We start from the raw sequence: 23,075 nt of genomic DNA on the forward strand, positions 1-23,075 counted from the left end.
TTCTCATCTTTCAGCCTGCGCTGCAAGATTTAGCACCGTGCCTAACTTAGTGTTAAGTCGGTTGCCGGGCTTCATCGGGCTTTTCCCTCCGCCTGCTCTTGATAAGAAAACGATCGTATTATTTATTATTAGCATGTTGATAAACTATATTTTGCATTATCCCAAGAATCAATTTTTTTGTCAATCTATTTTTCGAAAATTCCTAACTCACCAATTCTTCTCACTGCTTCTCCTAAACGTTCCTCACTTGTGAGCAAACCAACCCGGACAAAACCTTCACCCAATTCACCAAATGCAATCCCAGGCGCCACAGCAATATGTGCTTGTTCCAGGAGGATATCTGCAAATTCAGTAGAAGTAAACCCTTCAGGTACCTTTAGCCAAGCAAAAAATGATCCCTTTGGCGCCGTCACATTCCAGCCAAGAGAACGTAGCCCATTTATCAAAACATTTCTTCTACGCTCATAGAGATGATTCAATTCTCGAACACAATCCTGCGGACCGGTTAAAGCTTCTGCTGCTGCCTCCTGAATACCGCCAAATATACTGCAATATAAATGGTCTTGTAAAAGCTCAATCGCAGAGATCACACTGCTATTGCCTACAGCGAATCCAACACGCCAGCCTGCCATATTATAGGTTTTCGAAAGAGTATAGATTTCAATGCCAACTTCTTTTGCCCCATCAATTTGTAAAAAGCTCACTGGCTTTTCTCCACCAAAGCCAATTGCCCCATAGGCAAAATCGTGGACAACACAGATATCATTTTGGCTGGCTAGTTGGACCGTTTCCTCAAAAAACTCCTTAGTTGCTGCAGCACCGGTTGGGTTATTTGGATAATTAAGAAACATTAATTTCGCTCTCTCAATCGCCTCAGAAGGTAATTCACTATAGTCTGGCAGAAAACTATTTGTTTCCCTTAGCGGCATCATAACCATTTCTGCTTTTGCCAGCGCCACTCCAGACAGATAATCAGGATATCCTGGATCGGGTACCAACATTATATCACCAGGATTTAATAGGCATTGTGGAATCTCCACTAATCCAGCCTTACCCCCAAACAAAATAGCCACTTCACTATCTGGATCAATGGTTACATCATATTCTCGTTTGTAAAAATCCGCTGCAGCCTGTTTTAAATATCGATAACCCTGAAAAGGAGAATACTTATGGTTCACAGGGTTGGTAACAGCTTCCTGCATTTTTTTTACGATATGTTGTGGGGTTGCTTGATCAGGATTACCCTGTCCTAAGTTAATAACATCATAGCCAGCTTCAATGTATTTCCCTACTTTTTTTACTAATGAAGCAAAAAACTGTTTCGGGAGATTATTTAAAGTTTGGGAGGTTGGAAATTGTTTCATCATTTCACCTGCTTTAATTCATTCATTTTATAGTTGAATTCTAGTCACAAATGATATAACTTTTAAGACAGCTTGTAAAGAAAAAATTCGGAAATTTCAAATGAGGTGAAGTAGGGTGAAATTTAAAATAACTTGTTTACAAATGGATATTGCCTTTGGAGATCCAATTAAAAACTACCAACACGCAGAAAACCTAATCGAAACAGCAATGGAAGAAAATCCTGATATCATTGTTTTACCTGAGTTATGGACCACTGGGTATGATTTGACAAGACTCGACACCATAGCAGACAAGAATGCAGAAAAAACGATTGACTTTTTAATGAAAGCTGCGAAAAAGTATCAAGTTCACTTTGTCGGAGGTTCGGTGGCAAATAGAGGTGATCAAGGAGTTAAAAATACCCTCCTAATCATTAATAATAAAGGAAAGCTTGTTCAATCATATAGTAAACTACATCTTTTTAAATTGATGGATGAGCATCTTTACCTCGAGGCAGGTGAGGAGAAAGGGTTATTCGAATTAGATGATCGGGCTTTTGGCGGAGTAATTTGCTATGATATTCGTTTCCCAGAATGGATTCGTGCACATACGGCAAAAGGAGTTGAAGCATTATTCGTTGTTGCAGAATGGCCTGCTCCCCGTTTATCGCATTGGAGATCACTGCTAATTGCAAGAGCGATTGAAAATCAATGTTTCATCATTGCTTGCAACCGCTCCGGATCAGATCCAAATAATAAGTTCGCAGGTCACTCCATGTTTATTGACCCTTGGGGAGAAGTAATTGCTGAAGCAGGAGCAAATGAGGAACTATTGTCTGCAGTAATTGAGTTAGACCTAGTAAAAGATATTCGTAAACAAATCCCAATTTTTGAAGATAGACGACCAGATTTGTACTAATCAAAAAACCACTTCCAAGTTTAGGAAAAAGCAAAAAAAGGTAAAGCGCAGTTTTCCGCTTTACCTTTTCTCACTTAAAGGAATAGATTTTCGTGCTTTGCTTTTAGGCGCTGCCATCTTTTTTCTACTTCTGCCTCGAATTCTTCTAAAATTGATTTGTTTTCTTCTTTTAGTAGATGTTTTGTTTTACCCATATATTTAAGCCATTCAGAAATAGCTACTCGTTTGTTTTTATCTTCTGGGTTGTAAGTAATGCTTGTAACACCCTGTTCGACCTCATACAGTGGGAAGAAGCAAGAATTTACGGCTTGCTCCAATATCGTCGCACCATAGCGGTCTTCTGATTTCCAGTTAAGCGGACAAGTAATAAGGATTTTCCCATAAACAGTTCCTACATTTTGTGCGTACCATTGTGCCTTCGCACCCTTTTTAATTAAGTCTTGCGGGAACGCCTCAGCACCTGTAAATACATATGGAATATTGGTTGCCGCCATTATTTGCGCGGTATCCTTATGATGGAATCCTTTTCCCTTCTGCGCCTTACCAACACCAGATGTACTTGTCATATGACCAATTGGTGTAGAATAAGACATTTGCGAGCCTGTATTCATATAGCCCTCATTATCATATTCAAGCATAATAAGATTATGTCCACGAAGGGCTGTCCCAATAGCAGAACCCATACCAATGTCCATACCGCCATCACCTGTAATCATAACAAACGTCGCATCATCAGAAACTTCAATTTCACCACGGCGTTTTAATTCAAGGAATGCTTCTAATGTTCCAGATAACGTAGCGGCTCCATTTTGGAATAGGTTATGGATCATCGTTTGTTTATGAGAACTGTGCGGGTAAGAAGTGGTCGTTACATAGGCACAACCTGTTTGGAATAATGTGACAATATCTCCTTCTATCCCTTTAAAGAATAGTTCCAGTCCTGCAAAAATACCACACCCTGGACATGCTCCGTGACCGGAAGCAATTCGCTTAGGCTTTCCAGTTAATGCACGAAGCGGCGGGATTTTCACCTTTAGTTTATTCGTTTCTTCGTCCATCTTCACATCGATTAAACCAGATTTATATACATCACCGTGCTGTGGTGTAATGACAGGTTTAAGAATTTTTTCCGGATTACCTGGTACATGTCCATAATAATCAAATGGTTTTTCAGCAAAACCTTTTTCCATCGCTTCCATTGTCATACCGAAGAATTTTTCAGCGTCACTTGCGTAGAAATCCTTACCACCAAGACCAAAAACACGGCTAAGAACAATAGTTTGGTTATTTCGGTCTTCTTGAAGTGCCGATTTTACTTCATGAGTTAAATTCGGTCCATTTGCGCCATATGAATCCGCTCGCTCACCCACTAATAATGCTTTTACATTTTTAAGCGCTTCACGGATTTCTTTAGCCGGGAATGGACGAATGATATTTGGACTGATCACACCTGCCTTAATTCCTTGTGCACGTAATTGGTCCACAACATCTTTTGCGGATTCAGCAGCAGAGTTTAATAAGAATAATGCAACTTCTGCATCTTCCATTTTATATAAATCTAATACTGGATATTCACGGCCAGAAATGCGGGCATATTCTGTCGCAACCTCTCTGAATACCTCGCCAGCCGCATAAATAGCTTCAGATTGTTGGAAATGGTTATTGAGTAGATCATCACCATTCATATGTGCACCAATTGTAACTGGTTTTTTCGGATCTCTAGCAAAATGATAATCGGTTGGACACTCACCTACAAATTGTTGAACAACTTTTCTATCTTTAAAGTATTGTACTCGACGCTTCTGATGGGAAGTAAAGAATCCATCATAGGCTACGATAACAGGCAAGCGCACTTTAGAGTGTTCTGCAATTTTAAGCGCCATAATATTCATATCATAAACTGCCTGTGGTGTTCTTGCTGTTAAGATTACCCAACCTGTATTTAGTGCAAAGTAGAGGTCAGAATGATCACCTCTTATATCAAGAGGTCCACTGACTGCACGCGTTACTAGGTTCATTACCATTGGAAAACGAGTTCCCGCTTGAACAGGAAGCTGTTCAATCATATAAAGAAGCCCATTCGCACTTGTTGCATTAAAAACCCTGGCACCAGTAGCAGCAGCACCATAGCAAATACCAGCTGAACCATGTTCACCATCTGCTGGGATTAACTTAATATCATGCTCGCCGCGGGCTTTCATTTGGTCTAAAAATTGCGCTACTTCAGTAGAAGGTGTTATTGGAAAATAACCCATAATATGATAATTGATTTGTGCTGCTGCCATTGCAGCCATTTCATTTCCTGATTCAAAGGTTGAAAGCTGCTCAGCCACAACTAAACTAGTGATTTTATCCTCTAACATTGCCATTTACGAAATCCCCCCTGCTAAATACGGAAAGTTCTGTTTTACGCGATTAGCTTCTGCATATCCAATCATTTCACGAAGATCTCCAAGTGCGTCAGTTGGACACGCCTCTACGCATTTTAGACAGCCCTTACAATATTGATAATCAATCCCCTTGAGGAACATTTGCTTTCTGCCCTTTTTATCTTCACCGGCTTCCCAAACAAAGCAATAGTCTGGACAGACATTATCACAAGCAGCACAATTGATACATTTATCCTTTTGTAACTCTGGAAGGAATCCTTGCCGTGAACCGCTTAAATCTTTTAAAATACTATTTGCCTGTGCGGTCATGACTCCGCCAAGTTCTTGTGTCAAATACCCTAATTGTGGTATTGGACGTGTAAAACTTTTGCCCTCTGCACTCTCAGGGACTTCATATGTTTTAAATTGAACTTCATCAAACCCGCGATCGAATGTACGAATATTTGGTTCAACTAAATGTGGGTATTTCTTTTCAAATGTTTTTCGGATGACATTTCTCATTGAATTCGGGTCTAGAAAATCACAAATACGGTACAACGCACCCAGCATCGCAGTGTTCACTTTCGTTTTTTCCTCAACAGCAATCGTTAAGGCGTCCACTATGGCCAGCGTTCCATATTCTAATTTTAAATCCCTTCTGACTTCATCAAACTCTCTTGCAGTGTTTACAAGAGCAATACCATCAGCATTCAATCCGCTGACTACATCCACTGTTTTATAAAGGGCTTCATGAAAAACTGCGACAATATGCGGCTGCTCAATGGGACTGTGATCTCTTATTTCAACTTCTGGTTCACAATAACGAATAAAGCTTTTAACCGGTGACCCTTTCTTTTCGGAGCCATATGATGAAAAGTTAGATCCATTCAAACCCAGACCTAGTACTCCTGCTTCAGCGAGCATTTTTCCAGCTAAGTTTGCTCCAAGACCCCCAATAGATTCAAGGCGAATCTCAAAGAACCCAAGCTCATTTTTCTTCGGTAATATAGACATAATGTCCCTCCCCTTCTTGTTCAAAAAGACTGAAAATACATATAATATAAATTCCCCTCATTCATTGTAGGACATATGTTTTTTTTACGCTGTGACAAAAATCAAACATCATAAAAAAAATTCTATAACACTTTTAAATAACTTAAAAAAACGTTAATTTATATGGATTTAGCCGTAAAAATAATTATATAACAGTTGATTCACTGTAGTACAACAGCCATATCATGCTTCTTGGGTTATCGTTTTTTTTAAAAATGGGGTATAATATACTATTGTTCTAATTTTTTTGAAGGGGTTATATAATGAACGTTATTTGCAGTACCTTAAATGCTAAATATATACATACGAATTTAGCAATTCGTTACCTAAAGGCATTTGCAGCTCCGGAATTCAATATCCAGCTGAAGGAATATACAATAAAAGATCCTGCCATGAACATCGTATCAGATCTCTATCAGCAAAAACCAAAGATCATTGGCTTTAGCTGTTACATCTGGAATATTGAAGAAACGATTAAAGTGGTCAATATGCTGAAAAAGATTGATCCTTCTATCCAAATTGTCTTAGGCGGACCTGAAGTCACTTACGATACAGTAGAATGGATGGAAAAACTTCCAAGTGTGGACTTTATTATTATTGGCGAAGGAGAACATTCATTTAAACAGTTACTTACTGAAATGAATGGTGTAGAGGAGTATAAAAACGTCCACGGAATCGCTTACCGTGAAGATGGAAAAGTAAGAGTTACCCCTCAGATGAACAAACTCGACCTAAAAGAACTTCCTTCTCCATACAGATTTCCTGAAGATGCAGCTCATTTAGGAAAGCGTGTCACTTATATAGAGACAAGCAGAGGGTGTCCATTTAACTGTCAATTTTGTCTTTCTTCGATTGAAGTCGGAGTACGCTATTTTGACAGAGAGAAAATTAAGGATGATATTCGTTATTTAATGGCGAACGGGGCAAAGACCATTAAGTTTGTTGACCGTACTTTTAACATAAGCAGAAGCTATGCGATGGAAATGTTCCGTTTCCTAATAGATGAACATCTGCCGGGAACTGTATTTCAATTTGAGATTACTGCAGACATCATGAGACCTGAGGTTATTGAATTTTTAAATAATGAAGCACCAAAAGGGCTTTTCCGGTTTGAAATCGGTGTACAATCAACTAACGATTATACGAATGAGCTTGTGATGAGGAAACAAAATTTTGACAAACTGACGCGAACGGTCACGATGGTGAAAGATGGCGGTAAAATTGATCAGCATCTTGATTTAATCGCAGGGCTTCCAGAGGAAGATTATTCCTCTTTCCGGAAAACGTTTAATGATGTTTTTGAACTTCGCCCAGAAGAACTGCAGTTAGGTTTTTTAAAAATGTTAAGAGGGACAGGACTTAGACTTCGTGCCGCTGACCATGAGTATATTTATATGGATCAATCGCCTTATGAAATTTTGGGGAATAACGTCCTGCCATTTAATGATATTCTCAGAATTAAACAGGTGGAAGATGTTTTAGAAAAATATTGGAATGACCATCGAATGAATCATACTGTTGAGTATTTAGTAACGAAGGTGTTTCCTTCACCATTTGACTTTTTCCAGGAGTTTGGAAGTTTCTGGGATGAGCAGGGATGGTCGAGAATTGGACATCAATTAGAAGATCTATTCCGAAGATTGTTCTCTTTTTTAGAATGGAAATCCGTAAGTGACCTTGACATCATTGCTGGTCTGATGAAATATGATTATTTAATTAATCATAAGTACAAACCACGGAAGCCGTGGTGGGAGCAAAGCTCTAATAAACAGGCGCGAACAGAAATATATAAGCTAATAGTAGAGAATCCATCATATCTGGGGCAAACTTATTTGGATTTAGCGCTTGATGAGAAAGATTTATATAAGCATACCATGATTGAAGATTTGTCTTTTGATCTGTCCGTTTACTTAACATCAGGAGAAATTGTAAAAATGCCAACTTTGTTATTGGCTTATTTCGATCCAGCAAACAAAGGAACGATTATTTTTCCATTTAAGGTTTAGAAAATAGCCGGCTGTTTCAGCCGGCTTATTTTTCTTTCTTTGAACGTTTTTTATTGCCATTTCTCGCCTGTAGTATTTCATATAGTTTTGTTCCATTTACGTCACCAAATTCAATGCTGAATTCTTCACGTGTGATTTGCATCGTTTTTTTCTCTTTCATTTAGCTTCTTCCTTTTTTACCCTGCTTTGAATTGCGGTTTTGAACCCTAATTGCATCTTCTGTACCAGCGTATTCTGCGGAAAATTCACTTTCCTGAACATTTTTATGCGGAGTTTTTGAATACTTATTTACAGCATCATGTTCTGCTTTACGTTTAGCCATTTTTTCATCCTCCCATTCTTGTGTTACACCATTAGTTTTTACAAAAGGTGAAATTCAATCACTTCCTTATTTTTCATAAATAAATTTGTTCATCCAGCGAAAAATAAAGAAAAATAGGAGTGAGGAAAATGACCAAAGAAAACAAAGAAATAGATGAAAATTTAACGATTAACGAAACCATGCCGCACCAAATAAATGCCCCTAGTTTTGAAGATACAGGAATCAAAATGCAGCCGCCATTTGTCAATGAGCATGGTGTTGTCATTGGCGACAGCAACTATTCCTCTCCCAATTCACCATTGGAGAATTGGACGGAAAATACCGACCCTGAAATTATGGCAGGGGATGAATGGGTTCACCCGACAAATGATATCGGCTGGAATACCGCAGAAAATCGGGAGCTTCTGGAAAGCAAAAAGAAACCCAAAGCCTATCCCTTTATGCACCCAACAATCGATGTCAGCAAAGGAACTGATTAATTTGTTTATAACGTTCCATATCCGCAAAACATTACCACTTATTAAAATAATTATTTGAATCATAATACCATTACAGAGAAATAAATCTCTGTATAGACTTATAAGGAGTTGACAAAAATGGCTAACAGCAGCAATAAATTATTAGTTCCAGGAATAGAGCAATACCTTGATCAAGTTAAATATGAAATTGCCCAAGAATTTGGTGTTAACTTAGGGTCCGATACAGTGTCCCGTGCAAATGGTTCTGTTGGTGGCGAAATTACGAAAAGATTAGTAAAACAAGCACAAGCTCAAATGGCTGGTCAACAACAATAACTCAACTGAATAAACATGGAAAAAGTCCGGCATTTTTGCCGGACTTATTTTTTGCTATTTTTCTCTTGTTTGGCTGGTTTATTTTGATTATTGGTTTTCGGTTTTTCTTGCTTGTTGTTCATTCCAAGATTAGCTTGATTTCCATTACCTTTGTCAGTGCCATCTTTATTTAATCCAGGTGGAGTCTGCTCCCCATTTCCTTGCTCTGTTGGTATCGGATTACTAGTTTGGATATCTTGGTTTTGGTCCACCTGTTGATTACTATTTGCATTTTTGTTAACTTTGTCTAGTTTGTTTTGCTGACCAGGTGGCAGCGCTGTAGTTGAAGGAGACTCAGATGGAGAACTATCTGTTGGTTTCACTATCTCCATTTTTGTTTGTTTATCTTTTTCTTTTGTCTGTTTTTTTTGTGCAGCGTTATTTTTATTTCTATGATAGACCCCGACCGGAATACCTGAGTCTTGGGCCTTTTCTACTTCTTCCTCAGTACTTGTATACATAGATACTTTTAGCAGATTTATATCCACTTTTTGTTTGATTTGCTCGATATTTTCCTGAAGTTTCGCTGTCCCATTCCCTTTGAGCTCATCCGTTTTAACCATTGAAATAACAACTGGCTCGGCTTGGGTTATATGCCCCTCTTCTTTTAACTCTGTTAATATAATTGAAGTTAACTCAGAAGCGTCCATCTTTTTCCAACCATCCAGCTCGGAAATAATTTTTTCTGCCTCATTATTAAATCCTTTTAATTCAACTACCTGCATGTCTTTATTTAGACCCAACTCCATACTAGTGCCAGCATCAATAGACATATAAGCATAAGCTTTATTACTTTGATAACCCGGGATAATAGACCCTAAACATATCATCAGAATAGCCATCGTCATCCAAACTGTTTTTAAAGTAAAAAAGTTTTTAAATGATTTTGTCTTTTTGCTTTGGAGATAATCAGTTACAGGAAAAAAATCTATTTCTTCCCCTATAGAATAAATTCTATCCATTTTGCGGGCACGCAAAAACTCTCCGTCAGAAGTTAATAATGTCAAATAAGGATCATTAACTTCCATTACAACTCCCCTTCTCATGTCTCTAGCACCCCCTTTAGATAATCGTTTAAATAAACATAATCACTTGATAATATTAGTGCAATTGCGATAATATATTTCCGGTTTCGTTCAATCGTCTTTCTGCTGACATTCACCATTTTTTCTAGCTGTTTTATAGGAAGACGCTTTTTCTCATATAATGAATCCCTTAATTCCCTATTTTCAACTAATAGCTTTGCTACTTTGATGGCGTTCTCCCTTGCATCAGCATGCTTTGGTGAATTCTCTATTAGATCGCTGAAGCTCAAACCAAATGAAGTTAATAAAGTTTGAAATTGAATAATTTCTTCTTTCCTAATTTCCTCGTCAGACTTTTTCTTATATTCCTCGAGTGATAGCTCGTTTACAATTACCATGCCTGCTGACTCTTCCTCAAATGAAGAATAAGTTAAGTCTATGCTAACATGTTGGTTTTTCGTTTGTTTGCGAATATAATCAATGACTCTTCGTTTTATAATCACTTCGGCAAAACTAAGCAGGGAACTGCCCTTCTCAGCTGAATATTTCTCAATTGCTTCATTAAACGCAATAAGACCAATACTAAATTCATCGTCGGTTTCATATATATATCGTTTACATACGGATGACACGTTTTTTGCAATAAATGGTTTATAAGCCTCTATAATTTCATTAAGTAAAGAGTGGTCACCTTGTTGAATTAATCTTACCGACTCTTCTAAAGTACGTTTTTTATTTTTGGTTAAAAACAATAAACCTAGCATTGCCTCACCTCTCTATTCACCCAATTATACCATAAGTATTATAGATTGGATTTTGCAGGTTCTGGCAAGGGTACTCCCAATAAAGAAATACGAATAATAATCATCCTTTGTGGGGGCATATAAGAAAATATCATTAAAAAGGCTCCAAATCTATGTTAGATTTGAAGCCTCTTTTCGCGAAGTTGTAATATCCTTTTTATTAAATAACCAATTAATACCCCAGGGATTACAAATGACATAGGTAAAAACACAGGACCTGGATGAACATTAAAAATTGTCACCTTTGGTGAAATCATTAATCCTACTGTTACAAAATAAGCGGAAAATACAAAAGGTAAATAAGAGTATTTTTCCTTAGCTGGCATTGCTGAACGATAACCATCCCACATCGCAAACATATAAACACAAGGGTAAAACATTAGCCACTGATAATTTAGGATTGACTCAGCTTCTTTGATTTCACCTAAGAAACTGTACATAATCGCACTATTAAAATGACTGTTCACATTTATCATAAATTCTAGAATCACAAAGAAAATACCTTTGATGTACTGACCACTTAATAGCTGACTGAAACCTGGAAATGCTATACTCCATAAAACCGCTTCTAATTTACTCACTTTTTTCATTTTCTCTATCTCACTTCTACTGTAAGTCACTTCCAAGTTAGTTTTACCAGTAAACGTCCGAATAAACGAGGTATATTAGAAATATTTTTGAATAGTATCATCATGTCGAATTTCATAAAATGGGTATTTGATAGTTTGGATTATCCTTTTGTTCTAAGTAAAATGCCGTCATTGCTTTTACACCATCCTTAAAATCAGGACACATTATTCCTGATCCCTTTAAATCATTCACTGCTTGAGTACAATCAAAATGACCCATCCAAGTAAAATAATCCAGTGCTTCTTTTTCAACCCCTAGAAACTTTCTCATTGGCTTTATGGAAAGAAACCCTTTGCCAACTGACAATGGGAGCGTTCCAATTGGTTTCTTGTTTAGCAATTCCTCCATCATAAAGGTGTAAATTTCAGAAGCACGATAGGGACGAGGATCTGTTAAGTGATAGGTCTTACCGACACCATTTTCGAAAAAGCTGAGAAATGCTGTAGCTTGAATGATATAGTCAATTGGAACCAAATTTACATACGCTTCTCCTTTTCCTAATTTCGGGAGCAGCGGAAGGAATTTTAATCTTTCCAGAAAATTCATCATAAAGTATGGTCCATCAAATTTAATCGTTTCGCCTGTTTGTGAATGACCTTTAACAATTCCAGGACGAATAATTGTAATTGGGACTTCTTCTTTTAGTTTTTCAACCAATACTTCAGCCTCATATTTTGTTTCTTCATAATGATTTTTAAAACTAGTAGGACGAATAAGCTCAGTCTCATAAAGGGTTCCCTCACGTTTTCCCACAACATATGCCGTACTAAAATAGACGTAACGTTTTAATTGAGTCATCCCACGTACCCACTTATTTACATTATTGGTGCCATTCACATTAATTCTAAAAGCAATATCCCTGGGTACTGCCAAATCATAGATAGCTGCAAGATGAAAAACATGTGTTACCCTTTTGTTTAGAAATTCTTGGGTTTCTTCAGAGATCATTAGTGATGGCTGCGTGATGTCACCTTCTATTAGGATAAATGCGTCGTCCCGCAGACCTAGTTCTGTAATAATAGAATGTCGTTCTTTCCTTGCTTTATCCATCATACCTTGAAGAACAAGTACATAAACAATCCCAGTCCATTCATTCTTTTTCAAAACTTCTCTAATTAATTGGTTACAAATAAAACCCGGAAATCCCGTAAAAAAATACCCATTTTCCATTCTATCCCTCCCCAAAAATGTTAAGTGGAATCTTGTACTAATTGTATGTTGTTCCAAAAATAATAGTCAATTTATTAATTGAATTTTCTGTATTTTTAACACAGAAAAAATGACGGGAATAATCCCGTCAATCCTACTCATCCTGATCCATTGGGTTATATAGCTTCACGTCTGGATTTTTTTCTTGGAACCAACGAAGCGCAAAATCATTTTCAAATAAAAAGACATAATGACCAAAGCGATCCTTTACAAGCAGACTTCTAGAACTCGAAAGGTTTTCATCGACAACATCCCCCTCTATCCATCTGCCAATTTTAGAACCAATACGTTCCATCAATACCTCAGCATTGTATTCATTTCTCATTCGATGTTCAAAAACCTCAAATTGCAGTTGTCCAACAGCACCCAATAGGTAATCATCCGTTTTGACTGTTTTATAGAGTTGAATCGCACCTTCCTGAACCAGCTGTTGGATTCCTTTATAAAATGATTTTTGTTTCATTACATTCTTTGCAGAGACCCTAACAAAAAGCTCCGGTGTAAATTGAGGCAGTCTTTCAAATTGAAAATTGTCTTTACCTGCGGTAATGGTATCACCAATTTGGTAAGTACCAGTATCATAAAGACCAATAATGTCCCCGCTGACAGCCTCATCAACCGTATTTCTTTCCTCAGCCATAAAAGAAGTAGATTGAGAAAGCTTAATTTGTTTACCTAAGCGAGGTATATTTACCGTCATTCCTCGTTCAAATTTCCCTGAACAAATACGGACGAAAGCAATCCGATCACGATGGGCCGGGTTCATGTTTGCCTGAATTTTAAAGATAAATCCTGAAAACTGTTCAGCAAGTGGATTGATTTCTCCTATCGACGAATTTCGCGCCATCGGTGCTGGAGCAAATTGCAGATATGTCTCTAAGAAGGTTTGAACCCCAAAAGTTGTCAACGCAGAGCCAAAGAAAACCGGTGTAATTTTTCCATCTGCAACTTTTTCAGGAGAGAAATCATTACCAGCTTCGTTTAACAGCATAATCTCTTCGAGTGTTTGGTCATACAAACCAGAAGCCTTTAAAGGATGGTCACCTTCGATTTCTCCATCACCATTTAATGAAACGAACCGATCTTCTTCATTTACTCTAAATTGTTCGATTCGATTGTAATGTCGATCGTAAATTCCAAGAAACTCTTTACCCATCCCAATCGGCCAGTTCATAGGATAAGACTCAATTCCAAGGACCTCTTCTAATTCAGCAAGAAGCTCTAATGGCGCTTTCCCTTGACGATCAAGCTTATTAATAAAAGTAAAGATTGGAATTCCGCGCATGCGGCATACTTTGAAGAGTTTTAATGTTTGTTCCTCAATCCCTTTAGCAGAATCGATGATCATAACGGCACTATCAACAGCCATTAAGGTCCGATACGTATCTTCACTGAAGTCCTGGTGTCCGGGAGTGTCCAAAATATTGACACGAAAATCATTATAATCAAATTGCATAACACTTGACGTAACAGAGATTCCCCGTTGTTTTTCAATTTCCATCCAGTCACTCGTCGCAAACTTACCAGTTTTTTTAGCTTTTACCGTACCTGCGTCACGAATCGCACCGCCAAATAATAATAATTTTTCTGTTAGTGTTGTTTTCCCGGCATCCGGGTGAGAAATAATCGCAAAAGTTCTGCGCGATAAAACCTCTTCTTTAAAATTGTTACTCATTTCTAATTCCTCTCTTTTGACAATCCAAAAATTTTTCTCGTACCCTTAATCTTATAGTTTTGAGGTCAAATTTGCAATCCTTTAATACAATCCAATTGGCAATTAATTTCCATCCATTCCCACGTAGCCTTTTGTCTTTTTCCTTTTATAATAGAGTAAGACTCTGTTTAAGGAGATGACCATAATTGAATCAAAGTAAAAAACTAGTTTCAAAGATTATTCCGCTCATTGCAGCGTTACTAATATTAATGGCAGGGATTACTTGGATTATCCAAACAAAAAATGATGAAGTAGAAATTCCTTTCTCTTTAGTTGAAGAAACCATTCAAAAGCAAAATGGGAAACAAGTAGAACTGACCGAGCACTCTGACGGCAGCATACTACTGGAAATTGACGGTCTCAAATACGAATCACAAGTTCCTCCGAACAGTCAAATGATTGACAAACTTGTAGAGAAATATAATATTCATTACTCCTTTTCTAATGGCAGCCGTTTTGGAAAATGGATCATGGCAGGTGTAATCCTTGCCCTAGTTGGAACTGCTTACGTGCTTCAAAAAACAAAAGGTGGGTTTGGTCTTTCGAATTCAATGAAGAATAGTGTTTCTCAAGCTAGTCCCCTTCCAACCATTAGTTTAGACGATGTTGGTGGGATTGGGGAAGAAATGAAGGAAGAAATCCTTCAGACACTCTCTACACTGAAAGAACCGGAAAGAGCGGTTAAAATGGGGATTAAGCCACCAAAAGGTATTCTTTTATACGGACCGCCAGGCACAGGAAAAACATTATTAGCTCAGGCGATTGCCCGTGAATTAAACGCATCTTTCTTTTCTGCCAGCGGGTCCGCTTTTAATGAGTTATTCGTTGGAGTCGGTGCCAGCAGGGTCCGCTCTTTATTTCAGAGTGCTAGAAAAAAAGGTCCGGCTGTAATCTTCATCGATGAAGTAGATGCCCTAGCTGGCAGAAGAAAAGCCCATGGCGGTGAAGAAGCAGAAAAAACTTTGACTGAACTCCTTGTCCAGCTAGATGGGGGGCATTCAAATGATGGAATTTTGTTTATTGCCGCAACAAACAGAAAAGATATGCTTGATGAAGCATTCCTAAGACCCGGTAGAATTGACTTCACTTTCCATGTTCCGCTTCCGGATACAAAAGGAAGACGAGAAATTATCGATATTCATATAAGAGGGAAAGCACTTAGTGAAGAAGTTCTAGCTTCTTTAGATGATTTAGCGGAAAGTACCTCCGGCTTTTCAGGAGCAGAGCTGCAATCATTATTTGAATCAGCCAGCAGACGTGCCGTACGTAACAGGAAGGATTCATTAACAAAAGGTGATCTTGATTATGCTCTTGACCGGACAATATTAGGAAGTACTTCACGTTCTTTACAGGATTTTGACACGAAGCGCCGCGTGGCCATGCATGAAGCAGGGCATGCAATTGTAGCTTCTTTAACCAAGCCAGGTTCTGTAAGAAAAGCGACCATTATCCCACGTGGTGAGGCACTGGGATACGTGGCACCTATCCCAAAAGAGCTTCATTTATCAACGACAAGTGATTTACTAGATAGGGTCGCCATGGTATTAGCCGGTGGTGTTGCCGAAAGAATCCTGCTTGGCGAACATAGCATAGGCGTCAGTGGAGATGTGCAGCAAGCAAAGCAAATTATCGAACAAATGGTTGATACTGGTATGCTTCAAGAAGGTTTTACCCTTACATTTAACAAACAGGACAAAGAAGATAAGATGCAAGAACTGTTTGTAAATGGGATAGAAAAAGCAGAGAATCTAATAAAAAGCCATCAACATCAGTATCATCAATTAGTTGATAACTTATTAAAGAAAGAAACACTGGAAGGCTCTGAGGTCGAAGAAATTGTCTGGGGCCCCCCCCTGTAACAAGTGATGATGTTTTCCGCATAAATGAAATGAATGTTCCTGAGGCACACTAATTTATATATCCACTTAAGGAAGTGTATGTAAATGGTTGACCCACAAATTTATTTTGAAGCAAAAAAACATCGTGAAGGTGCTAAAGGGTATATCGATAATCCCAAAAAGACCGAAGGCTTATTGAAGAAGGCAATCACAAAGGCAAGAAATAACAAAGGAACTTTAGGAGATGCATGGGAAAAGCTGCAATTATTTTTTGATTTAGTCCATGCCTATTCAAAAGGCGAATATCGAAACGTTGCACCTACTACGATCTTAATCATTATTGGTGCAATCCTATATTTCGTTTCTCCTTTAGACGTGGTCCCTGACTTTCTCGTCGGATTAGGGATAGTTGATGATGCCGCCGTCATAAGTTTTACGCTTAAAAAATTATCAGTTGAAATCAATGATTTTAAAAAGTGGAAACATTCAACAAAAGGAAACCCTCTTGAATAGTCAAGAGGGTTTCCTTTTAACTTTTTATTATTATCTAAAACAAGCTGCACCAACAATAATTAATAGGATAAATAAAACGACGATTAACGCAAAGCCGCCGCCATATCCACAGCGTCCGTATCCAAAACCACCACAACCATACCCATATCCATAAGTCATATTTATTACCCCCCTCTTTAATTTAATAGTATTCTCAGCACCAAGAAGCCCCGATAATAATTAACAAAATGAACAATACAACTATAAGAGCAAAGCCTGCGCCAAGCCCGCCATGTGAACCAGACATTTACATTACCTCCTTTTTATAATTCCATATATCCTATTCATGCCGATAAAAATGTGCGATAGATACAAATCCAAATAACCCACTTTTCAAAAAAAAGAATAAGCCCAATCTAATTGGGCTTATCAATCATTTTGGTTCCACTATAGGAAGGAGCCGGTCCACTAATCTAGGTGACAGCGGCTGTAACGATTTAAAACAGGTGAGATCAACAACCACACAATTCGAAGTTGTTCTTAATGAAAAAACATTATCGCATAAATCTACTGGATAGCCATCTATATCTACTGGCTCAAGTAGTGATATTGTTGCGCAACATCTCCTTACATCTATAGCTTCTAATCTAAAAACATTTGTTGTAAAAAAGTCACCGTTATTTGTCCAACCAAAAGCCTCAAATTGACACTTTCCTGTTGAAAGTATAAATGGAATCGTGTCATATCCAAAATCTTCACTTATAAAGCGAAATTCATCAAAGGATAACTTTTTTTGTTCTTCTAAAAGTTGCTGCAGGTCCCGACATACACATCCATTCTCATGTTCTTCCCCCATAACCAAACCTCCTTTCATAGTTTCTAAACAGGTTGCACGTAAAATTGAATATGCTGTGCGCCATTCAGGGCACATTCTCTTGCTTGATCCTTTGACTCAGCTCCAGCTAATACATACCCATATCGTTGTCCCATTGAGCGAGGTGGTGTAACAAGTTGACCATATTCTGCCTTTGTGTACACCTCTAAAACACCAACTTGTTCTTTGGCTAAATCACAACCCGATACTTTAAGTAATTTCCCAACTGAACCAACGATTAAATAATGGGTATAAATAGCCTTATTTTGTTTTTTTCTTAAATCTGGTTTTAACCCTGTGTACAATCTTATTGTCTGCTCTGCGAGGTTATAACCAAACGCTTCCTCAATCATTCGGTTCATAGCCCCCCCAGCCATCCTCGGATTAATCTCAATTAATTTCCAGCCTTTATTGGTTAATTTTATTTCTAAATGGCAAGTACCATTTCTTAACTGAAAGTCCTCTATAATAGAAACTACAGTTTCTTTTAGCCCTGGCAGTTGTTCTAAATACAGCTCAGGACAAACAGAATAACCTGTGATAATAAACCGTTCACCCTTTGTTACTTCCTGCTCAACAATTGCTGCAACTGTAATGGTGGAATGATAGACAACGACTTCGATCAAATATTGTGGTCCCTCTAAATATTCCTCCACTAATATAGGAGTTTCAGAGTTTTTCCGGTGAAGTTGTTTCACACCCTTTTTACATTCCCAAACATTTTCGACCAGGAGTACATCTTTTGAACCATTCGATTGAGGAGATTTGATAATTAGAGGAAATTGGTCCTTTAACTCATTTATCTCATCCTCGATCGATTCGGTTGAGCTTAGAACCTTAAAAAACGGAGTGTAATTTTTTCCGGCTAAATACCTTCTGGTTAAAATTTTGTCGGTCATAATTTGCAACGGTTCATATGTGAGAGGTGTTTTGCAAAGAGTATTTGTAAGTAAGGTCGCCAAATAAACATATTCATCTAAAAAGCTAATAAAACAAACAACCTTTTTCCCCTCTTCATAAAGGTCAGTTATCGTCGAAAGTATTTCATCTGTATCTGACATATTTAATAGTCGCACATCATCTATTTCGTAATAATCCTCCCTTTCTTCAACAAAAATGGTGCGATTCGTTAATAGTATTGTCTCGTAACCTAGTCTTTTTGCTGCTTTAATTCCTTCGTAGCTTGATCCTGTTTTATTTGAACCTAAGAAAACAATTGATTTCATCTATTGCACCCACCAAAAATGACCTCACCTTTTTGTGATAGTTTTCCTGTTACAATAAAATATTCTTTTTCCGTTAGTTGGTGTAGGCATGTTCATTATGTACGAACAGTTATTTGACCAATAAATTTAAAGTGTGACAAATGCCTTCAAAAAAAATAATGGACAAGTGTTTAGAAAATAGAAAAACCATATCCTTTGGGTTTTATCCCTGCGAGAATATGGCTTTATCATTATTTTTTTTCAGACAATAGACTCTTAGTCTTTACACCGGATCTTCTTAATTTGACATTTACATCCACATTGACAATAGCGTCTTCGAAATATTCATCCCAATTCTTTTCAATACGTTTGAAATTTTTATAATCTTGACGGTACAGCATTTCTCCAAAACCAAAAATATCGGCCTTATATTCTTGTTGAAGCTTTTTAATTGTTGCTTCAAGATTTTTTTTGATTTCCTTCTCGGTTAACTTACCATACTTAACAAAGGTGTTAATTTGAGTTAGGTCTTCCTTACACTGAGTACTGTCTAGATAGCCCTCTCCATTTACCCTAAGATTTATCACAGCCCTCCCTTTTATTAGACTTACCTTTGATTTTGTCTTGTTATTAAAAATACGAACTCCAAGAAATTTATCTTTGTTGCATGCTACCGTTAATACCGTTTTATCTAATTTATTTATAATCCATAAATAATTTCGGCTATCCTCAAGCGGTAAAAAAGCACCGAGTTTATCATGTTTAAATATTGCTAATGAATCCACCACCACAAGTGCGTCTGGTTTAACTTTTTTCATATTCTCAACACTTCCCCCTTTTTCAGGGTCACCCTGTATGGTTAATGCAGCCATAACTCCCCTTCTTCCAGCAGAGGTATAAGCTTGGATAAAATCATTTAAGCGAATATTGGGATCACCACCCCAACTTTCCACTAATGAGTTTAATTGCGTATGCAGTTTTAGAGATGAAGACTTCTGTACAAGATATGTGACACCTAATATGTCTGCTGCTTTAACATTCCTAGTTGTGACAAGGTTAAAGTCGTCCCTGATTTCACGGTTTCTTTCCAAGAAATCAAGAAAATCTATCAGACCATCTCTAAGTACTTCCTCACTAATGACAAGGACCTTCATATGGGAGTATATTAAATTCTTTGATATTCCAACATTCATCTTCTGAGATAATTCTGCTAATGTATCTCCCTCTAATGCGTAAAAAATAGAAGGTGCAAAACCAGTGGACGTTTTATCACTTAATTCTTTGGCGTTTATTCCTTCAATGGTTAAAGTATATTTACCATTATCGCCCTTATCCACAGCCATGCCGACGACAACCGTTATTTCTGATAATTCTCGATGATCCCAGCAGCCACTCAAAATTAGCACCATAACGCTAACTTGGACTAAGGTTTTGTAGTTCAACTAGTATTCCCGCCTTTCATTGGTGGGGGCGAAGGAGGAGAACTTGTAAATACTTTTTTTCCTGATTCCGCTCGTAAATATTTCGGCCTTTTTTTCATTGTCCAAAACGGAAATCTAACAAAAACATCCTTTTGATCTTCAATAATAAAAGGGGCTATTGGAGCTAAATAAGGAACTCCAAACGAACGTAATGAACTTAAATGTGCCACCATCGCCACAAGAACAATTAACACACCATATAAACCTAAAATAGCAGCAAATAGGATTAATAAAAATCGTAATAATCTAGATGCAGTTGCAAAACTATAGATTGGTGAAACAAAATTAGCAATAGCGGTGATAGAAACAATGATGATCATAATGTTAGAAATAATCCCAGCCTCTGCTGCCGCTTGACCAATTACCAAAGCCCCAACAATAGAAACCATTTGACCAACAACTCTTGGCATCCTAACCCCGGCTTCTCTTAATATCTCAAAGGTTAATTCCATAACCAATACCTCAACCACTGCTGGGAATGGAATCCCCTCACGCTGGGCAATAACACTTAATAGTAAAGTAGTCGGCAATAATTCATGATGATAGGTTAATACCCCTACGTATAAGGAAGGCGTTAAGAGTGCAATCATAAAAGAAAGATACCGGATCATTCTTAAAAAGCTCCCTAAGAAGAAAGACTGATAATAATCCTCTGGGCTTTCAAAAAAGTTTACAAAAACAGCAGGAACAATTAATGCAAATGGTGTTCCATCAATCAGAATGACCATTTTTCCTTCAATTAAATTCGCTGCGACGCTGTCTGGACGTTCCGTATTTAGTGCTAACGGAAACAGGGTGAATGTTTTATCAGCAATTAACTCTTCGATATTACCACTCTCAAAAATAGCACTAACCTTAATTTTTTCTAGCCTGTTTCGAACTTCTTGCACGATTGCTTCATTAGCGATTCCTTTAATAAATCCTAAATAAACACTCGTCTGTGTATCTTCTCCAATCGTATATTGTTCAAAGTGTAGATTCTTGTTACGAATTCTTCTTCTAATAAGGCTGACATTCGTCGAAATGGATTCAATAAACGAATCCTTAGGACCTCTTATTACTGTTTGGGAAGTCGGTTCTGATACTGACCTTTTTTCACCATTCATCATGTTTATGGCTAGTGCTTTGTCTATACGCTCAACAAAAATAACTATACTGCCATTAATAATTTCATTGATCGTTTCATCCCTTGTATTAACAATTTTAAAGCTTGCCCCCCCAAAAACTTCTTTACAATAAGAAGATAATTCATCAACATTGTTCAACGGTTGAAGCTTTGGGCTGATAGACGAGAAAAATTTTGATGTTGTTTCCTTTAGATTAGTTGCATCGACCATACTCTCTAAAAAAACGACGATGATGTTTCTCTCATTTCTTTTTCCTTCGATAAACTTTAAGTCTGCTGAATTTCCGAAGGCATTAGCCACTTGTGAATGCAGTTCATCAATTGAAAACTCGACGGATTCCTTTTCTAGTTCCTGTATATGTCCCGACAGTTTATCGGTGTTCTTTAATTTATCTTCAAGTTTTATTGGTTTCTTTAATAATCTGCGAATTGGTTTTCTTTGAGCCATGCTCTTCTCCTTTCGACTTGCCTTTCCATTGTTTCCACATCACCAATAGGAATAGGATAAAAGGAAATACAACTTGGAACGGAAAGTGCAGGTAATAAGGAACCAACTTAATGCCCTCTTGAATGTGGTCAGCAAAATCAACGGACACTAAAATTGAAAATAAGGAAATGATCATTGAAACAGGAAAGGCAAAGTACCGATAAGGAAGATTAAAAATATATTCCAACCCTTTTAAACCAGCATAAAAAAACATGGAGCCCTTTATAAAGACACCTAACATGATTATAAATACAACAAATGCATCAATTCTCTCAATAAAATTCCCGATAGAGACTACTCTTGCCGTACTTAACAAGGGAAAGTTAGAGCGGGAAACGGAATCAACACCTAGTGAAACAATCATCAGTAAGGATGAAACGCAAAGTAGGAATGTGGCAAGTCCGACACCCAAAATTGAAACCCGAAGACTATATTTTTTATTTGTTAAACTCGTATAAACGACACTAAAGGCAATTATTTCTCCAAATGGGAAAAAGACTAATTCAGTAAAGGCTGTTTTAATGACAGGCATAATTCCTTCGCCCAGGATAGGCTGCACTTGCTCAAACTCTACGCTGCCACTGGCAAATAAAAAGATTGCCAACAATAAAAGAAAACCAAAGAGATAGGGTGTGAAAATTTCAGATGTTCTCGCTAGGACTTCAATTCCCAAATACATAATGTATCCCATTAGAAGACAAAAAGTTAAGGACATCATTTCAATGGGAGTATTCGGTAAAATGGCAGTAGCCATTAATTCACCAAAATCTCGAATGACTCGGCATGATATGTATAGAAAATAAACAATGTACATGAAGGTGAAAACAATCGTTATCTTTCTGCCTATACAAAATTCAATCACTTGAAACATATTTTTGTCGGGAAAGCGTAATATAAAGAAATGATTTAATGTAATAATAACGATTCCTATTAATCCGCCAAGTAATATTGCTAACCAGGCATCATTTTTCGCGCTTCCACCCACTCCAACAACAATCGCACTGCCGAGTAAAAAATTGATTAACAATGTTAACAGCTGGCTTAATGATATATTCTCCTTTTCCATTTTCATTCTTGTTTCCTCTCATTATCGTTGCTATCTTTTTTTGTACGATGGATCCGAACATCAATCATTACACTTGCAATCAAACCCAAGGCAGCGCCAAACAAGGCTATATATCTGCCAATAGCAATTTCAGAAAATAAAATATTTATCATCGCTTCAAAAAAGGAGAATTCAAATAGGCTCATATCAAATAGTGCAATAAGTATTGTTAATGATGTTATCAGTAAAAAAAAGGATAATGTTACCATATAGAACCCCATCGCTGTCTTTACCTTATGTT

24 protein-coding genes and 1 riboswitch are annotated in these 23,075 nt (G+C 37.4%); of the genes, 6 read left to right on the forward strand and 18 right to left on the reverse strand.

All coding sequences use genetic code 11. The annotated features are described in order from the left end of the window. Positions 1–108, reverse strand: a riboswitch (SAM riboswitch). A gap of 77 nt (positions 109–185) precedes the next feature. After that, positions 186–1,364: a pyridoxal phosphate-dependent aminotransferase gene (locus ABC255_RS22980; RefSeq protein ID WP_412997125.1), complete on the reverse strand. Its 1,179-nt coding sequence runs from the start codon at positions 1,362–1,364 to the stop codon at positions 186–188. Positions 1,365–1,479: 115 nt separating this feature from the next. On the opposite strand from ABC255_RS22980, the gene ABC255_RS22985 reads away from it, so the two are divergent. Further along, complete coding sequence (locus ABC255_RS22985) at positions 1,480–2,262, forward strand: carbon-nitrogen family hydrolase (RefSeq protein WP_412997127.1); 783 nt, start codon at positions 1,480–1,482, stop codon at positions 2,260–2,262. Positions 2,263–2,336: 74 nt separating this feature from the next. Here the strand turns inward: ABC255_RS22985 and ABC255_RS22990 are convergent, their stop codons facing one another. Both ABC255_RS22990 and ABC255_RS22995 read right to left on the reverse strand, forming a co-directional pair. Further along, entirely contained in the window at positions 2,337–4,631 is a 2,295-nt protein-coding gene (locus tag ABC255_RS22990; RefSeq protein WP_412997129.1) for a thiamine pyrophosphate-dependent enzyme, read from the reverse strand. Then, positions 4,632–5,645 (reverse strand): 2-oxoacid:acceptor oxidoreductase family protein, encoded by a 1,014-nt coding sequence (locus tag ABC255_RS22995; RefSeq protein WP_412997131.1) that lies wholly within the window; start codon positions 5,643–5,645, stop codon positions 4,632–4,634. Between the two features lie 302 nt (positions 5,646–5,947). Here ABC255_RS22995 and ABC255_RS23000 point away from each other — a divergent pair, with 302 nt between their 5' ends. Then, a complete protein-coding gene (locus tag ABC255_RS23000) occupies positions 5,948–7,690 on the forward strand; it encodes a B12-binding domain-containing radical SAM protein (RefSeq protein ID WP_412997133.1) in 1,743 nt (580 codons plus the stop codon). Positions 7,691–7,715: 25 nt separating this feature from the next. Here ABC255_RS23000 and ABC255_RS23005 read toward each other — a convergent pair whose 3' ends face one another. Next, positions 7,716–7,850, reverse strand: coding sequence for a hypothetical protein (locus tag ABC255_RS23005; protein ID WP_412997135.1), 135 nt, complete (start codon positions 7,848–7,850; stop codon positions 7,716–7,718). After that, entirely contained in the window at positions 7,851–8,012 is a 162-nt protein-coding gene (locus tag ABC255_RS23010) for a hypothetical protein (RefSeq protein WP_335530924.1), read from the reverse strand. 128 nt (positions 8,013–8,140) lie between these two features. On the opposite strand from ABC255_RS23010, the gene ABC255_RS23015 reads away from it, so the two are divergent. Together ABC255_RS23015 and ABC255_RS23020 are read left to right on the forward strand one after the other, a co-directional pair. Next, complete coding sequence (locus ABC255_RS23015) at positions 8,141–8,491, forward strand: DUF3905 domain-containing protein (RefSeq protein WP_412997137.1); 351 nt, start codon at positions 8,141–8,143, stop codon at positions 8,489–8,491. Between the two features lie 117 nt (positions 8,492–8,608). Next, complete coding sequence (locus ABC255_RS23020; RefSeq protein WP_090763659.1) at positions 8,609–8,806, forward strand: alpha/beta-type small acid-soluble spore protein; 198 nt, start codon at positions 8,609–8,611, stop codon at positions 8,804–8,806. Between the two features lie 44 nt (positions 8,807–8,850). Here the strand turns inward: ABC255_RS23020 and ABC255_RS23025 are convergent, their stop codons facing one another. The 5 genes from ABC255_RS23025 to ABC255_RS23045 form a co-directional block, all read right to left on the reverse strand. Next, a complete protein-coding gene (locus ABC255_RS23025; RefSeq protein ID WP_412997140.1) occupies positions 8,851–9,873 on the reverse strand; it encodes an anti-sigma factor domain-containing protein in 1,023 nt (340 codons plus the stop codon). A gap of 14 nt (positions 9,874–9,887) precedes the next feature. After that, positions 9,888–10,634, reverse strand: coding sequence for an RNA polymerase sigma factor SigI (sigI, locus tag ABC255_RS23030; RefSeq protein ID WP_412997142.1), 747 nt, complete (start codon positions 10,632–10,634; stop codon positions 9,888–9,890). A gap of 155 nt (positions 10,635–10,789) precedes the next feature. Beyond that, a complete protein-coding gene (locus ABC255_RS23035) occupies positions 10,790–11,263 on the reverse strand; it encodes a hypothetical protein (protein ID WP_412997144.1) in 474 nt (157 codons plus the stop codon). 112 nt (positions 11,264–11,375) lie between these two features. After that, complete coding sequence (locus ABC255_RS23040; RefSeq protein ID WP_412997146.1) at positions 11,376–12,473, reverse strand: SDR family oxidoreductase; 1,098 nt, start codon at positions 12,471–12,473, stop codon at positions 11,376–11,378. 133 nt (positions 12,474–12,606) lie between these two features. After that, positions 12,607–14,187 (reverse strand): peptide chain release factor 3, encoded by a 1,581-nt coding sequence (locus ABC255_RS23045; RefSeq protein WP_412997148.1) that lies wholly within the window; start codon positions 14,185–14,187, stop codon positions 12,607–12,609. Between the two features lie 185 nt (positions 14,188–14,372). Here ABC255_RS23045 and ABC255_RS23050 point away from each other — a divergent pair, with 185 nt between their 5' ends. Both ABC255_RS23050 and ABC255_RS23055 read left to right on the forward strand, forming a co-directional pair. Continuing rightward, positions 14,373–16,085 carry an AAA family ATPase gene (locus ABC255_RS23050; RefSeq protein ID WP_412997150.1) on the forward strand — a complete coding sequence of 571 codons (1,713 nt, stop codon included), beginning with the start codon at positions 14,373–14,375 and terminating at the stop codon, positions 16,083–16,085. Positions 16,086–16,169: 84 nt separating this feature from the next. Then, positions 16,170–16,577, forward strand: coding sequence for a YkvA family protein (locus ABC255_RS23055; protein WP_412997152.1), 408 nt, complete (start codon positions 16,170–16,172; stop codon positions 16,575–16,577). A gap of 30 nt (positions 16,578–16,607) precedes the next feature. Here the strand turns inward: ABC255_RS23055 and ABC255_RS23060 are convergent, their stop codons facing one another. The 8 genes from ABC255_RS23060 to ABC255_RS23095 all read right to left on the reverse strand — a co-directional run bounded on the left by ABC255_RS23060 (position 16,608) and on the right by ABC255_RS23095 (position 23,043). Next, positions 16,608–16,736 (reverse strand): YjcZ family sporulation protein, encoded by a 129-nt coding sequence (locus ABC255_RS23060; RefSeq protein WP_412997154.1) that lies wholly within the window; start codon positions 16,734–16,736, stop codon positions 16,608–16,610. A 34-nt stretch (positions 16,737–16,770) separates the two neighbouring features. After that, a complete protein-coding gene (locus ABC255_RS23065; protein WP_095252056.1) occupies positions 16,771–16,863 on the reverse strand; it encodes a YjcZ family sporulation protein in 93 nt (30 codons plus the stop codon). Positions 16,864–16,989: 126 nt separating this feature from the next. Beyond that, complete coding sequence (locus ABC255_RS23070; protein ID WP_412997156.1) at positions 16,990–17,412, reverse strand: CotY/CotZ family spore coat protein; 423 nt, start codon at positions 17,410–17,412, stop codon at positions 16,990–16,992. A gap of 23 nt (positions 17,413–17,435) precedes the next feature. Further along, entirely contained in the window at positions 17,436–18,656 is a 1,221-nt protein-coding gene (locus tag ABC255_RS23075; RefSeq protein ID WP_412997158.1) for an ATP-grasp domain-containing protein, read from the reverse strand. Between the two features lie 230 nt (positions 18,657–18,886). Then, positions 18,887–20,077: a Ger(x)C family spore germination protein gene (locus ABC255_RS23080; RefSeq protein WP_412997160.1), complete on the reverse strand. Its 1,191-nt coding sequence runs from the start codon at positions 20,075–20,077 to the stop codon at positions 18,887–18,889. Further along, the gene (locus ABC255_RS23085; protein ID WP_412997162.1) at positions 20,074–21,690 is read right to left on the reverse strand and encodes a spore germination protein; all 1,617 of its coding nucleotides are present in this window, start codon (positions 21,688–21,690) and stop codon (positions 20,074–20,076) included. The genes ABC255_RS23080 and ABC255_RS23085 overlap by 4 nt, the downstream gene beginning before the upstream one ends. After that, positions 21,638–22,801, reverse strand: a complete 1,164-nt coding sequence (locus ABC255_RS23090) for a GerAB/ArcD/ProY family transporter (protein WP_412997164.1) — start codon at positions 22,799–22,801, stop codon at positions 21,638–21,640. Before ABC255_RS23090 ends, ABC255_RS23085 begins: the two co-directional genes overlap by 53 nt. Then, positions 22,798–23,043: a hypothetical protein gene (locus ABC255_RS23095; protein WP_412997166.1), complete on the reverse strand. Its 246-nt coding sequence runs from the start codon at positions 23,041–23,043 to the stop codon at positions 22,798–22,800. Before ABC255_RS23095 ends, ABC255_RS23090 begins: the two co-directional genes overlap by 4 nt. Between the last annotated feature and the right edge of the window lie 32 nt (positions 23,044–23,075).

Source organism: Neobacillus canaveralius (genome assembly GCF_047237705.1).
In the GTDB taxonomy this organism is placed as follows: domain Bacteria; phylum Bacillota; class Bacilli; order Bacillales; family Cytobacillaceae; genus Neobacillus; species Neobacillus niacini_K.